The 12,640-nt window shown below is 65.0% G+C and carries 14 protein-coding genes and 1 riboswitch; of the genes, 5 read left to right on the forward strand and 9 right to left on the reverse strand.

Going from position 1 to position 12,640, the window contains the following annotated elements; genetic code table 11:
* Nucleotides 1-3: 3 nt before the first annotated feature.
* Nucleotides 4-981, reverse strand: a complete 978-nt coding sequence (locus KVY23_RS09500; RefSeq protein ID WP_230556206.1) for an NADPH:quinone oxidoreductase family protein — start codon at nt 979-981, stop codon at nt 4-6.
* Between the two features lie 147 nt (nt 982-1,128).
* On the opposite strand from KVY23_RS09500, the gene KVY23_RS09505 reads away from it, so the two are divergent.
* Complete coding sequence (locus KVY23_RS09505; protein WP_230556207.1) at nt 1,129-2,046, forward strand: amidohydrolase family protein; 918 nt, start codon at nt 1,129-1,131, stop codon at nt 2,044-2,046.
* On the opposite strand, the gene KVY23_RS09510 is transcribed toward KVY23_RS09505, so the two are convergent.
* The 3 genes from KVY23_RS09510 to KVY23_RS09520 all read right to left on the reverse strand — a co-directional run bounded on the left by KVY23_RS09510 (nt 2,033) and on the right by KVY23_RS09520 (nt 5,084).
* A complete protein-coding gene (locus KVY23_RS09510) occupies nt 2,033-2,890 on the reverse strand; it encodes a patatin-like phospholipase family protein (protein ID WP_230556208.1) in 858 nt (285 codons plus the stop codon). The genes KVY23_RS09505 and KVY23_RS09510 overlap by 14 nt on opposite strands.
* A 71-nt stretch (nt 2,891-2,961) precedes the next feature.
* Nucleotides 2,962-3,804: an alpha/beta hydrolase gene (locus KVY23_RS09515; protein WP_230556209.1), complete on the reverse strand. Its 843-nt coding sequence runs from the start codon at nt 3,802-3,804 to the stop codon at nt 2,962-2,964.
* An 89-nt stretch (nt 3,805-3,893) separates the two neighbouring features.
* Nucleotides 3,894-5,084, reverse strand: coding sequence for an ATP-binding protein (locus KVY23_RS09520; RefSeq protein WP_206508707.1), 1,191 nt, complete (start codon nt 5,082-5,084; stop codon nt 3,894-3,896).
* Between the two features lie 292 nt (nt 5,085-5,376).
* Here KVY23_RS09520 and KVY23_RS09525 point away from each other — a divergent pair, with 292 nt between their 5' ends.
* A complete protein-coding gene (locus tag KVY23_RS09525; protein WP_230556210.1) occupies nt 5,377-5,841 on the forward strand; it encodes an alpha-isopropylmalate synthase regulatory domain-containing protein in 465 nt (154 codons plus the stop codon).
* Between the two features lie 62 nt (nt 5,842-5,903).
* On the opposite strand, the gene KVY23_RS09530 is transcribed toward KVY23_RS09525, so the two are convergent.
* Nucleotides 5,904-6,371 carry a hypothetical protein gene (locus KVY23_RS09530; protein ID WP_230556278.1) on the reverse strand — a complete coding sequence of 156 codons (468 nt, stop codon included), beginning with the start codon at nt 6,369-6,371 and terminating at the stop codon, nt 5,904-5,906.
* A gap of 62 nt (nt 6,372-6,433) precedes the next feature.
* On the opposite strand from KVY23_RS09530, the gene KVY23_RS09535 reads away from it, so the two are divergent.
* Nucleotides 6,434-7,339, forward strand: a complete 906-nt coding sequence (locus tag KVY23_RS09535) for an alpha/beta fold hydrolase (protein ID WP_230556211.1) — start codon at nt 6,434-6,436, stop codon at nt 7,337-7,339.
* Between the two features lie 179 nt (nt 7,340-7,518).
* On the forward strand, nt 7,519-8,247 hold the full coding sequence (locus KVY23_RS09540; RefSeq protein ID WP_230556212.1) for an ANTAR domain-containing protein: 729 nt from the start codon (nt 7,519-7,521) through the stop codon (nt 8,245-8,247).
* Nucleotides 8,248-8,472: 225 nt separating this feature from the next.
* Here the strand turns inward: KVY23_RS09540 and KVY23_RS09545 are convergent, their stop codons facing one another.
* Genes KVY23_RS09545 through KVY23_RS09560 form a run of 4 tightly spaced genes read right to left on the reverse strand, consistent with a single transcriptional unit; the run spans nt 8,473 to nt 12,104 of the window.
* Nucleotides 8,473-9,231, reverse strand: coding sequence for a GAF and ANTAR domain-containing protein (locus tag KVY23_RS09545; RefSeq protein WP_230556213.1), 759 nt, complete (start codon nt 9,229-9,231; stop codon nt 8,473-8,475).
* Complete coding sequence (locus KVY23_RS09550) at nt 9,228-10,016, reverse strand: GAF and ANTAR domain-containing protein (protein ID WP_206508711.1); 789 nt, start codon at nt 10,014-10,016, stop codon at nt 9,228-9,230. The genes KVY23_RS09545 and KVY23_RS09550 overlap by 4 nt, the downstream gene beginning before the upstream one ends.
* A gap of 57 nt (nt 10,017-10,073) precedes the next feature.
* Nucleotides 10,074-11,345 (reverse strand): LLM class flavin-dependent oxidoreductase, encoded by a 1,272-nt coding sequence (locus KVY23_RS09555; RefSeq protein WP_230556214.1) that lies wholly within the window; start codon nt 11,343-11,345, stop codon nt 10,074-10,076.
* Nucleotides 11,346-11,348: 3 nt separating this feature from the next.
* A complete protein-coding gene (locus KVY23_RS09560; RefSeq protein ID WP_230556215.1) occupies nt 11,349-12,104 on the reverse strand; it encodes a 3-oxoacyl-ACP reductase in 756 nt (251 codons plus the stop codon).
* A 46-nt stretch (nt 12,105-12,150) separates the two neighbouring features.
* Nucleotides 12,151-12,249, reverse strand: a riboswitch (TPP riboswitch).
* A gap of 67 nt (nt 12,250-12,316) precedes the next feature.
* Between KVY23_RS09560 and KVY23_RS09565 the strand changes: the two genes are divergently transcribed.
* Nucleotides 12,317-12,619 (forward strand): hypothetical protein, encoded by a 303-nt coding sequence (locus KVY23_RS09565; RefSeq protein WP_075837867.1) that lies wholly within the window; start codon nt 12,317-12,319, stop codon nt 12,617-12,619.
* The last annotated feature ends 21 nt before the right edge of the window (nt 12,620-12,640 follow it).

Consider the following 12,640-nt stretch of genomic DNA (forward strand, 5'->3'; position numbering starts at 1 on the left):
CACTCAGTTGCCCAGTTGTAGCACCACTTTGCCGGCGGCAGTACGGTTCTCGAGCGATGCGATGGCCTCACCGGCCTTCTCCAGCGGGAAAACCGACGGTTCCGGGGCGGTGAGCGTGCCGGTGGCCAGCAGCGGTTCGAGCTCGGCCCATTGCGTCGCGAGGTAGCCGGGACGCGTCATCCACCATGCACCCCAGCCCACTCCGACGATGTCGACATTGTTGAGCAGCAACCGGTTGACCTTGACCGTGGGGATCTCACCGCCCGTGAAGCCGAGCACGAGAATGCGTCCCGACGGCGCCAAGCTTCGGATGCTGTCGGTGAAACGATCGCCGCCGACCGGGTCCACCACAACATCGACGCCCTTGCCGCCGGTGAGCTCCTTGACCGCGTCCTTCCACCCGTCCACCAGCACTACGTCCGTGGCCCCGGCAGCCTTCGCGATCTCACCCTTCGCCTCTGTGCTGACGACGGCGATGACGCGAGAAGCTCCGAGTACCGGTGCCATCCGCAGCGCGGAGGTTCCGATGCCGCCGGCGGCGCCGTGCACCAGCACCGTCTCACCCTCGGCGAGTCGGCCACGTTCCCGCAGCGCGAAGTGAACCGTCAGGTCGTTGAACAGAAGCCCGGCGCCGGCCGTCAACGACACCGCGTCGGGCAGCGCGAAGACGGTGTCGGGGGAAACCACGACCACCTCCGCCATGCCGTCGGACAGCCCGGTGAGTGCAGCGACCCGGTCACCGGCGGTCAAGCCCGAGCCCTCGGGCGCCGAACGCACGATTCCGGCGACCTCGCTGCCCGGGACGAAAGGAAGCTCCGGCTTGTACTGGTACAGCCCCCGCGTCAGCAGGGCATCAGGGAAGGCGACACCCGCGGCGTGGACGTCGATGACCACGGCGTCGTCCCGCTTGGCCGGTTCGTCGACGTCGACGATCTGCACCGACTCGGGTCCGTCGAGGCTCGTGATGTGTACCGCGCGCATGTACTGTCCTCTCGCTGGCGTCCCTCGGTGCGTCAGACACGCGGGGGTGGGGCGTTGAACGTGTTGTGACCCACGGTACAAACCCGCCGAACCGTCGTTGTACCCGGCTGTGCTGGAATCGACGGATGAGCATCAGGGGCAACAGCCGTGTCGAGCACTGAAGCGTCGCAGATCCGGGCGTTCTGGGAGAACCTGGAGCTCCCCGGCATCTTCGACGTGCACACCCACTTCATGCCCAAGAGCGTCATGGACAAAGTCTGGGCCTACTTCGACTCGGCCGGCGAACAGTCCGATCCGGTCACTCCGCAGGCTCCGCTCCTGCCCACCGGGAAGCGATGGCCGATCACCTACCGGCACGATGAGGACGTGCGACTGAACACGTTGCGCGAGTTCGGTGTACGAGGGTTCACCTCGATGATCTATCCACACAAGCCGGACATGGCGGCGTGGCTGAATTCTTGGGGTGCGGAGTTCGCGGAGCGGACACCGGACTGCGTTCGGACGGCCACGTTCTATCCGGAGGAATCGGCGGGCCGATACGTCTCGGACGCCATTTCCAGTGGGGCGCGAATCTTCAAGTCGCACATACAGGTCGGCAACTATGCTCCGAACGACCCGCTTCTGGATCCGGTGTGGGGCGCCATCGAGGACGCGGCAGTACCCGTCGTCATCCACTGCGGTTCCGGACCTGCCCCCGGTGCATACACCGGGCCGGACCCCATCGCGGAACTCCTGCGCAGATTTCCTCGGCTGCCCCTGATCATCGCGCACATGGGCATGCCGGAGTACCTGGATTTTCTCGCCCTGGCCGAGCGCTATTCGGAGGTGCGCCTCGACACCACCATGGCGTTCACCGACTTCTCCGAGGCCTCGGCTCCGTTCCCTCCAGCAGAGCTACCGAGGCTCCGAGAGCTGCAGGGGCGCATCCTGTTCGGGAGCGACTTCCCCAACATTCCGTACCCGTACCTGCATGCTCTCGAGGGGGTGGCTCGACTCGGTCTCGGCGACGACTGGGTCCGCTCCGTCGTGCACGACAACGGAGCGGCGCTGTTCAGTCGCGAATGAAATCGCGCACGGTGCCCGCGGTGGTGCCGCCCTGGCGAAAACCGGCCTCTGCGCAGCGCGCCCGGACCGCCGGGTCGGTCGGATCCGGTCCGATCGCGGCCAGCGCATCGTCGTCGGGACGAATGACCTCCACAGCCGACCCGCGAGAAACCAGATAGTCACGCTCACCCTCGAAGGGGTCTTCCTCCGGGGACGCGGCACCTACCTGCAGCACCAGTACGCGCGCGAAACCCACTGCGAGGTCGGCATTCTCGCTCAACCGCACGCCACCGTCGATGTACCGGTGAACGCCGATGGTCACCGGAGGCCACATTCCCGGGATCGCGCAACTCGCGGCTACGGCGTCGACCAGTCGCACGCCCGAGTTTCGGTCCAGGACGCGGTGGCGGCCGGACTCGGCGTCGACCGCGACCACCCGGAGGTCGCGGGAGGGCCAGTCGTGCGAGGGCAACCGTCTCGCGATGACGGCCCGGCGCTCGGCCTCGGTCACCGTCGATGCCGCCAGCGCGGCCTTGCCGACCAGGCGTGCCAGCTCCAATCGATCGCCGCCCGCGTTCTCTGCGGCACGATCGAGCATCTCGTTCAGTTCCTCGATGGACACCTCCGGCCGCGGCTCGTCCACCTGTAGGTGCGGGTCCACCTGACGGTCGTACAGTTCGCCGAGCCTGACACCGCTGCTGACCTGCGCGGCGACGGTCGATCCTGCCGATGTGCCGAGGAGCATGTGCGAGCAGTCGGGTGAAACGACGTCGACACCCGCTTGCGCCAGCCCGTGCAATACACCCGTCTGCCACGCGATACCGGCGACTCCGCCGCCGCCCAGAACCAACGCTGTTCGCGTCATCTCCCACCCCTCCCGGTAAGCCCCAGAAATGAGAACCTACTAGGAAGGCCGCCCGGACGGCGGTGGACTGTTCAGGCCGACTCGACGCGCGGTGCCAGCCACGCGATCAGGTCGTCGAGGACCTTCGACTGCTCCGGTTCGTTGAATATCTCGTGATATAGCCCGGGGTACACCTCGAGCGTGAGATCTGTGGACCCGGCCTTCTCGGCGATCATCCGGCTGCCCGCGACGTCGGCGAGCTTGTCCTGGCTGCCGTGTTGCAGCAGGACCGGCAGAGTCAGCAACGGCAACCGCGCCGGGAAGCTCTCCATCGCGCCGACGAGGGCTGCAGCCAACCCGGCCGGGACCTTGCCGTGATGAACCAGAGGGTCGGCGTTGTAGGCGGCGACGACCGCCGGATCGCGCGAAACTGCATTGGAGTCGAGCGTCTGCACCGGCGCTCCCGGAGCGATCCGTCCCAGAATCTTGCCGATGGGGATGAGAATTTTCGGTGTCGAATCACCGAGAACCACCGCCGGGCCGGAGAGCATGAGCGCGTCGAGTTCGTCCTGATGGTCGAGTGCATACGACAACGCGATCGCCCCGCCCATACTGTGGCCGAGCAGGAAGACCTTTGCTCCCGGGTGCGCGGTCTTCGCGATGCCGAGCAGCGTGTGCAGGTCGTCGGTGTAGTCGGACCAGTTCTTCAGCTCTAGCCGCTTCCCGCCGGACCGTCCGTGTCCGCGGTGGTCGGGGGCGAACACCGCCAGCCCGAGCTCACCCAGCCGCTCGACGACATGGTCGTAGCGACGTGCATGTTCACCCAGCCCATGGCAGAGCACCACGATGCCTCTCGCCTCGGCTTCGGGTTCCCACACGTCGTGGACTATCCGTGTACCGCGAACGCCGGTGAACGCCGATTCGGTGTGTTTCACGTGCTGTGCTCCTTCACATGCGGCTCCGCCCCATGTGCGCGGAAATACATAGCGGGCTATGTATTTCCGCGCACATGGGCCGGAGGCCCCTAATCGTCCGTCTGAGCCCGCAGGTACCGCCCGAAGTGCGGAACCGTGAACGCGATCGTCCCACGCTCAGCCGAATAGATGAGGCCTTTCTTGATCAGCCCGTCTCGCGCCGGCGACAGCGAGGCCGGCTTGCGCCCCAGCTCGGTGGCCACCGCGGATGTCGGTACGGAGGCGTCGTCGGTCGACAAGTCGGCCATCGCCCGCATGTACTCACGTTCCGACGGTGTTGCGCGCTCGTAGCGTGAGCCGAAGAATCCGACAGCCAGTTCCTCCTCGGCCGTCGGCGCCGCGACGCGCACGTCCTCGACCGTGATCGGTGACTCGGCGGCGAGATCCCACGTCGCTTTGCCATAGGCCTGCACGAAGTAGGGGTAGCCATCGGCGGCTTCGTAGAGCGCGTCGAGGGCCTCGATCGTGAACTCGACGTCCTCTCGGTCCGCCGGTGCGATGAGGGCGAGGTCGGCCGCGGTGCGTTCGAGACGACCGATGCGGTGATAGCTGAAGAGCCGCTCCGAGTAGCTCTTGGAGGCCGAGAGCACTGCAGGTAGGTGCGGTAGCCCGGCTCCGACGATGATGAGCGGCGCGGCATCCTGGCTGAGCTCGTGGCATGCCGCGCACAGAGCGGAGATGTCGGCGGGTCCGAGGTCCTGCATCTCGTCGATGAAGATGGCAATTCCGACGCCGACATCGGCGGCAAGGGACGAGGCGTCGAGCAGCAGTTCGACGAGGTCGATCTCGATATCGCCGGAGTCGGCGCGGCCCGTTCTGGCCGGTACGTCGATGCCTGGCTGCCACCGCTCCCGCATGCCCTTGTCGGCAGTCGCGCGCAGCGCGAATGCCTTGAGCACCCCCAGGAACTCGTCGACTCGCTCCGGGTCTCGGTGCGCGGTCGCGATACCGCGGACCGCCATGTGCAACGCCGAAGACAGTGGCCGGCGGAGCTCTTGATCGGGCCTCGCCTCGATCTTCCCGGTACCCCATCCTCGGGCGACTGCGGCCGAACGCAGCTGGTTCAGCAGAACCGTCTTCCCGACGCCCCGCAACCCCGTCAGTACGACGCTGCGTTCGGGTCGGCCGCGGGTGATCCGTTCGAGGACGACGTCGAAGGCGTCGAGCTGCTTCTTTCGGCCGGCGAGTTCTGGTGGGCGCTGGCCTGCGCCGGGAGCGTAAGGGTTACGCACGGGGTCCATGGGGCCAAAGTAACAACTGCGATAGCAAACTATGCGTACATCTAGCGCGTGTCCTAGAGAGCCTTATCGACACCAATCGACTCGCTATCGAGTTCTAGGGGTTGCTACCGGTTTTGCTAGATACCGGTAGACGCCAGAATAGTTGCCTCGACGGACGCGCTGGGGCTACATTGGTGTACGTGAAGCGCCTTCTCGTAGTACACCGCCGTAGCGGGGTCTAACTCGGACCGACCCCTCGCTGCGGGTCGTTGTGCTATCTCGGTCCTTCCTTCACATTCGGAAAGACCCCACCATGAACGCTCTCACCACCTCAACTTCTCCCGACTGCTTCGCAGCACGTTTCGGCACCCCGCTTCCGCGCGCACTACGCGCCGACGCCGACACCATGAGCTGGACAACATTCACGCACCGGTACAGCGCCGGATCGAGTCCGATCCGGCTGGGCACGTGGACCACCAGCGCCGCCCCCGGCGGCCGAACCACTTTCGACGCCACCTTCGGTATCGGCGACACCATTCACACCGCATCGGCGACGACGCACGGGCCGATCGACGCGTTGACCTCGATGCTCTACGACGCCGGCTTCCACCTCGAGATCATCTCGTTCCACCAGCAGCATCTTGCTACGGGAACGCAGACCGCGACCTTCGTCCTGTGCGAGTTCGACGGCCGCCGCCGCTGGGCAATGGCCATCGACGGTGACGCCACACAGTCGTCCATCCGCGCACTCATCGGCGCCGCCAACATGCTCCACTAGCACCTTCTACGGCACTCTTGCGTAAGAGATAGAGTGCCGTAGAAAGCGCTATGGCATTCCCGCTATGGCATCTCCATCGTCTGCGCCCGCTGAATCTCGGCGACAGCGCGCCTTAGATACACCTCGGCAGAGGCCCTCCTCCTGGCCAGCAGGTCCGCGATGATCAACACCGCATGTTGCGGCAGCGGCGGCCTCCGCACCTCCTCGGTATCGGCGACTCCCAGCGCACCGGTGAGGACCTCGACGAATCCGGGTACGTCCAGGTCGGGATGCCATTCGGCTGCCGAACGGACTGCCCGGGTGAGTGCGTCCTGCACATCCTCGCCGGTGAGCCCGTCGGGATGCAGTTCTTCGAGAAGCGAGCGGACCATCTCCGCATGAATCGCAGCCACCTGCGCCGAGTCCTGCGCGTGCAGCTCGGTGACGGCCTCGGCGAACTCAGCGGCGGATTGCGATCGTGCGGCGTTCACGGCATCGTCGGTCGCTGTAGCTATCGCGCGCACTGTCGGTGGCCATTCGGGATCGATCATCACGTGCCAATCCTCGCAGCTCCTACTGACAGAATGCATACATGTAACCGTCGTTCATACTAATGTTGACCAGTATGAGCGTCACCGAGCAGCGAACAAACGTGGTCAACGAGGGAATGCGGCTCGCCGTGTTCGAAACCGGCAACCCCGAGGGCGAACCGATCGTCCTCGTTCACGGTTGGCCTGACACGCACGAACTGTGGAGCCACATTGTTCCGCTGCTGGCCGAGAAGTTCCGCGTCATCAGCTACGACTCCCGCGGCGCCGGCGCCAGTACCGTCCCACAGGAACGCGCCGCGTACCGCCTGAGCAGCCTGGCCTCGGACTTCTACGCCGTGATCGACGCCGTCAGCCCCGACCGACCGGTCCATGTACTCGCCCACGATTGGGGCGCTGTGGAGGTGTGGGAGGCAGCCGGCGAGCCCCGCGCAGTGGACCGCATTCGCTCGTACACCTCCATCTCCGGACCAAATCTCGACCACCTCGGCAAATGGTCGAGGTCGCGCCTGAAGAAGCCGACGTGGACATCGATCAAGCAGGTCCTCGCGCAGACGCGTGCGTCCTGGTACACCGTGACGTTCCACATCCCCGGGCTGTCGACGCTGCGAATCAAGCGTCAGTTCGCCAAGGGATGGCCGGCGTTTCTTGAGGAATTCTCCGACGTAGACCCCGCTCTCGTCACCCAGAACCCCACCCTGTGGTCCGACGCCACCAACGGCACCAACCTGTACCGGGCCAACATCATCCCGCGGCTGATGAAGCCACGCGAGCGCTACATCGACATTCCGGTTCAGCTGATCGTCAACACCGAGGACGTCGCAGTGCGCCCATTCCACTACGAGGACACCGGCAAGTGGGTGAAGAATCTGACGCGCAACGACATCCCCGCCGGCCACTGGTCACCGATCTCGCATGCAGCCGAGATCGCCGAGCTCACCGAGAAATACATCGACAGTATGACCAGGTGAGATCAGAGCACGGAAGCGCAGATTTCAGCTTCGTCGACTAGGATTTCCCGTAGGTTTGGAAAGAAGCCCGCCGTGCGTCGACTCGACACACGACAATCCGGGACAGCCCGTTGTGGGAGACCCGTTGTGACCACTTTTGACCTTGTCAACACTGACCTCGTCGCTACCGGTTTCGCCCAATGACGGAGTCATTCGAAGTTCTGCGCCTGGTGGGGTCCGTGCACGCAGTTTCGGACGACACCGAGTCGGAGATGCACCGTCTGGACTACCTCGTCGACCGGCTTGTTGCCTCGGCCGCGCCTGCGGTGACGTTCACTTCTCTTGCCGAAGCATGTGTGCCGCTGCTCGGACCGCGGTGCATCGTCGATCTCGTCGAAGATTCCGGGGTCGCGTACAGCATCGAGCGCCCGCGCGGATCGATGAGTAGATTGCCCGGTGAGCGCGGCTGGGCGGACCGGTGCACGGTGAGCGCCGCGGCGACGATCCCTTCCTCGACCCTCGCAGCCGCAGGTGGCTCCGGCTACTACGCGCAGGTGAGCAGTTTCTGCCCGGTGGATCGAACTCCGACGGAGGAGCGAGAGTACCTCCTGCAACACCTCGTCGATTCCGCCGTCGAGTTGGTACGCCGTGAACGCATCCAAGCAGCTCTCGACGCCGAGCACGCAGTGTCCGCGCAATTGCGTCAGGCCCTCCAGGGCAGCCGCGACATCGGGATGGCCATCGGGATCACTATGAATGCGTCAAACCTCACCAGCGATCAGGCCTTCGAGGTGTTGTCGAGGGCCAGCCAGGACACCAATCGCAAACTCCGCGACATCGCGACCGAACTCGTGCGCACCGGGGTGCTGCCCCACGTGGCCTCGGCCCCCGGCCTTGCCGTTCACGCGGCAGGCAGCGATTACCGATGACCCGACCACCGATGACCCGCAATGTCGACCCCGTGGGGGATGAGTTCGACGAAGTGGCGATTCGTGGGCTGGCCGACGAACAGGACGTCGATCTCCGCGAAAGCCTGGCCGCGCTCTCGCAGTTGTCCATGGGCCACGACGGTCTCGCGTCGATGCTCGTGCATGTCGCACTGAGCACTGAGCACCGAGCACTGAGGAACAACGCCACCGACGACAGAGATCCATTCACACCTGGTTCTCACCCAGAATTCCGGCGACGTTCGCGAGAACGGTTCGAGCATCCAACTCCCGCTGTACGAGGTCATCCGTCACTTTGGACAGCGCCATCTCGTGATCGCGGGCGTATCGCCGCAACACCGCAAACGCTTGATCCATGTCCAGGTTGCCGACCTGAGCGAGGAGGCCCTTGGCCTGTTCGAGGCTGGCGCGGTTACGCAATGTCGAGCTGAGCTGACTACCGATCGCTCTCGCGTCGGGCATCGTCGGTCCATTGACGAGTGCGATGCTGGCGACGTGGGCGAGGGCCTGCGCGAGTTCGAGGTCTTCGTCATTGAGTGCACCGGACTGCGATCCGAACAATCCGAGAGTGCCCAGTGCCGTCTTCCGCAACCGCATGGGTACTGCATGCACGGAGGCGAACCCGGCTGACGTGGCGACCTCGACGAATTGCGGCCACCTCGTCCGATGCTCCTCGAGATCGGCGACGCTGATCGGCTGCCCGGTGTGGAAGCAGTCCAGGCAGGGGCCTTGCTCGCGCTGAAGTTGAAAGACCTCGAGCAATCGCGTTGTCTCCGAGGAGGCTGCGACGACATGCAGAACCTCGCGTTCGTCGGCCAACAGTAGACCTGCCGAGGCGATGTCGAGTAGCTGTGCACATTCGCTGGTCAACCCGCTCAGCAGTTCGATGACATCGAACTCACCGACCAGACTGTTGGCCAAGCGCACAAAGGCTTCGGTAACGCCGTGTTCGCGGTTGTTGTTCATCCGATACTTCCCAAATTGTTCCCGGCGGCGGGGTGGTCGTCGGGGGTCAGTACGAGCCGACGTTCGACGATGTCCCATGCGACCTCGCTGGCGGTCTGCCCGGCAAGATATGCGTGCGCGCGCAGACGGGCGAGTGCCTCGACCGGACCGATATCGAGCTGTCCGATGATCATTCCCGTCGCTTGATACACCTCGACTCGTTCGAGGGAGGCAAGCTGCTCCCAACCGTCTCCGCCTTCGCTCGCGGCATTCCAGTCGAGATCCGAGGTCATCAGGTCCAGCAATGGCAGCGCAGCGAGTTCGGCTGCCCACATGCCCGCGTTCAATACAGTCTCCGACAGCGGCCCAGGGCTGGCGCGATAGAGATCGAGGACCCCGACGTGCACGGCCGCGATCGCGGTCGGAAGCGCGAAAACCGCCTGCACTCCCTCGTCGAGCACGGCAGGAGTGAATGCCGGCCACCGTCGCTCACCGGGATCGGCCAGGTCCGGCACCAGAACAGGCGCACCGGTGGCGACCGCATCCAGGCATGGACCTTCACCGAACGTGAACTGAAACTCGTCCAAGCGCCTGCTGAATTCACCACTCGATCCGAACGTCCCGCGGGTTTCTCCATCGTGAATCACCGAGATCGCCGCACCATCGACGGGCAGCAGATCCACGCACGCCACACACAAGCGGTCGGCGGCGGATAGTCCTTGTCCGCCGCTCGCCATCGCCGACGCCAGATCCTCGCGCAACCGCGACTCCGCGGTCACTGCGGTGCCGCCGCGAAAGACAGGCATACGCTCATACCGATCAACCCTAGCCGCCCGGATGCTTCGTTGGTGGGCAGCTACTGATCAGCGCAGCATCTCCCGCAGGGTCGTCGAGGTGTATTCGCGTCGGAACGCCCCGCGCTGCTGCAGGATCGGCACGATGTGGTCGACGAACTCGGTGAGGCTCTCCGGATACAACGGAGGCATCAGATTGAATCCGTCGGCCGCGCCGCGGCGCACCCATTCCTCGATCTCGTCGGCGATCGACTCCGGGGTCCCGATCATCGTCGCGTGCCCGCCACCGGCGGCGAGGGTACCCAGCAGTTCGCGCACGGTCGGGGAGTCCTTGTCGATGATCCGCAGGATCGTCTCGTATCGACCGTGCGGACCGGTGAACTCCTCCAGCGGTGGCAACGGTGGCACCGGTGCGTCGAGTTCCCACTCGCTGCAGTCCTGTTCGACGAACATCCCGAGCTGACGTAGCGACTGTGCCACCGGGAGCAGCGCATCCAACTCGGCCTTCTTGGCTCGGGCCTCGGCCATAGTCGACCCGACGTAAGTCACCAGACCGGGCATGATGCCCACCGTCGCCGATTCCCGTCCGGCTCTGTCTATCCGTGCTTTGACATCCCTGTAGTAGCTCGCGCCGGACTCGATGTCGTAGGCCACCGCGTAGATCGCCTCGGCGTATCGCGCTGCCAGATCTCGTCCCGGTCCCGACGCGCCTGCCTGAAACAGCACCGGCCGCCCCTGCGGTGACCGCGGCACCGTCAATGGGCCGTCGACCCGAAAGTGCTTGCCCACGTGATCGATCGAGTGAACCGCATCGGGATCGGCGTACATGCCCTCTCGATCGAGCACGAGCGCGCCCGCATCCCAGCTGTCCCACAGCGCGAGCGCGACGTCGACGAACTCCTCGGCCCGCGCGTATCGCTCCTCGCGAGAGGGGATCTCGTCGAATCCGTGATTGCGGGCCTCGGCGTCGAACATCGAGGTGACTACGTTCCATCCGGCTCGTCCGCCACTGATGTGATCGAGCGAGGCGAGCAACCGGGCGGCGTGAAACGGCGTGTAGAACGTGGTGGACACCGTGGTGACCAACCCGATGTGGGAGGTCGCTCGTGCCATGGCCGTCAGCGCCGTGATCGGTTCGAGGAACCAGGTTCCGGCACCGGCCGGATCGCGCACCGAGTGCCCGTCCGCGAAGAACACCGCATCGAACTTGCCCCGCTCGGCGGTACGCGCGAGCTCGGAGTAATAGCCGATGTCGCCGAGGTCCTCGACGCGGGAGCGCGGGTGACGCCAGGCGGCACTGTGGTGTCCGCAGCCGAACAGAAAAGCGTTGAGATGCAGCATGATCTAGTCCTTGACCAAGCCGCCGTCGACGACGAGGTTCTGTCCGGTCACCGATCGCGACCAGGGTGAGGCGAAGAAGAGCAGGGCATCGGCGAACTCCTCCGGCGTCACCACGCGTTGCAGCGGGGTCGACGCTGCGATGAGGTCGAATACAGCTTCCGGTGTCGCGGAGCTGGCGTCGGTGGTACGCAGGAGGCCACCGGAAACCATGTTGACGGTGATGCCGTCGGCCCCGAGGTCGGCAGCGAGCGTACGAGTCAGCGACAGCAGCGCTGCCTTCGAGGCCGTGTAGTCGTGGTAGGGAACGACGGGGTTCTGGAAGAGGTTCGTGCCGACGTTGACGATGCGGCCGAATCCGATGGAACGCATTCCGCCGAGGGCGCGCTGGGTGGTGGTGAGTGCGCCGCGGACCGCTCCCTGGAACTGGGCGTCGAACTCCTCCCAGGTGATGGTGTCAGCGGTGCTACGAGCGTCACCGTTGAAGGAGAAATCGGCGAGAGCGTTGTTGACGACCGTGGTGACGGGCTTTCCGAAGTGCTGCTGCGCTGCGGTGAACATCGTCTCGACCTGGTCGGCCTGCGTCACGTCCGCCGCCACGGCGAGGCCGCCGATCTCTGCAGCGAGCCGTTCGGCGGACTGAACACTGCGACGGTAGTTGACCACGACATCGGCACCCTGGGCGGCGAATGCCCGTGCAATCGCGGACCCGAGTCCCCGCCCAGCGCCGGTAACCAGAACAGTCTGCTCGCTCAGTTTCATACACATGCCTCTCGCTCGTTGGCCGTCCAACGCGAAAGACAATGCACCCCATGGGTGCAGACATCCCTACGCTGGTGTTGACCAGATCAGGTTCGACGGGTGTGTTCTCAGCCGCTTCATGAAAGCGGCACCCCGTGTCAACGACGAGTGTACCTATCGGGCTCTGTACCTCTATCTAGCGCTAGCAGTAGAGATGGATATAGGCTCCTACGATGCGCGAGCGAGAGTACGTCGAATACTGGTTGGACGAGAACGTCGTGCTCGTCCTCGACAACCGCATCGTCGAAATCTTCGACGCGACACAGCAGACCGTCTCGGGCCGACCCCGCTGGCACGTCGCGCACATCGGAGTCGACGCGAAGCCCCGTGGCGGCGGACTACGCGTCAAGATCGGTGCACGGTTGTCCGACGGCTCGATCTCGTACCTCGGAGGTCAAGCGGTGTTCGACGTGCCGCAGGACAAGGTCCCGCACGTGCTGGCGTTCTTCGACCGCGCGAAGCAAGCCAGAGGCTGACCCTCGATCCGGTTGCCGGGC

It is taken from the genome of Rhodococcus sp. I2R (genome assembly GCF_020889545.1).
In the GTDB taxonomy this organism is placed as follows: Bacteria; Actinomycetota; Actinomycetes; order Mycobacteriales; family Mycobacteriaceae; genus Rhodococcoides.

Coding starts and splice junctions, on each gene's coding strand:
- KVY23_RS09535 (WP_230556211.1), top strand. CDS start 6,434: ATGTTGACCAGTATGAGCGTCACCGAGCAGCGAACAAACGTGGTCAAC.
- KVY23_RS09550 (WP_206508711.1), bottom strand. CDS start 10,016: ATGCCTGTCTTTCGCGGCGGCACCGCAGTGACCGCGGAGTCGCGGTTG.
- KVY23_RS09565 (WP_075837867.1), top strand. CDS start 12,317: ATGCGCGAGCGAGAGTACGTCGAATACTGGTTGGACGAGAACGTCGTG.
- KVY23_RS09520 (WP_206508707.1), bottom strand. CDS start 5,084: ATGGACCCCGTGCGTAACCCTTACGCTCCCGGCGCAGGCCAGCGCCCA.
- KVY23_RS09525 (WP_230556210.1), top strand. CDS start 5,377: ATGAACGCTCTCACCACCTCAACTTCTCCCGACTGCTTCGCAGCACGT.
- KVY23_RS09555 (WP_230556214.1), bottom strand. CDS start 11,345: ATGCTGCATCTCAACGCTTTTCTGTTCGGCTGCGGACACCACAGTGCC.
- KVY23_RS09540 (WP_230556212.1), top strand. CDS start 7,519: ATGACGGAGTCATTCGAAGTTCTGCGCCTGGTGGGGTCCGTGCACGCA.
- KVY23_RS09530 (WP_230556278.1), bottom strand. CDS start 6,371: ATGATCGATCCCGAATGGCCACCGACAGTGCGCGCGATAGCTACAGCG.
- KVY23_RS09510 (WP_230556208.1), bottom strand. CDS start 2,890: ATGACGCGAACAGCGTTGGTTCTGGGCGGCGGCGGAGTCGCCGGTATC.
- KVY23_RS09545 (WP_230556213.1), bottom strand. CDS start 9,231: ATGAACAACAACCGCGAACACGGCGTTACCGAAGCCTTTGTGCGCTTG.
- KVY23_RS09500 (WP_230556206.1), bottom strand. CDS start 981: ATGCGCGCGGTACACATCACGAGCCTCGACGGACCCGAGTCGGTGCAG.
- KVY23_RS09560 (WP_230556215.1), bottom strand. CDS start 12,104: ATGAAACTGAGCGAGCAGACTGTTCTGGTTACCGGCGCTGGGCGGGGA.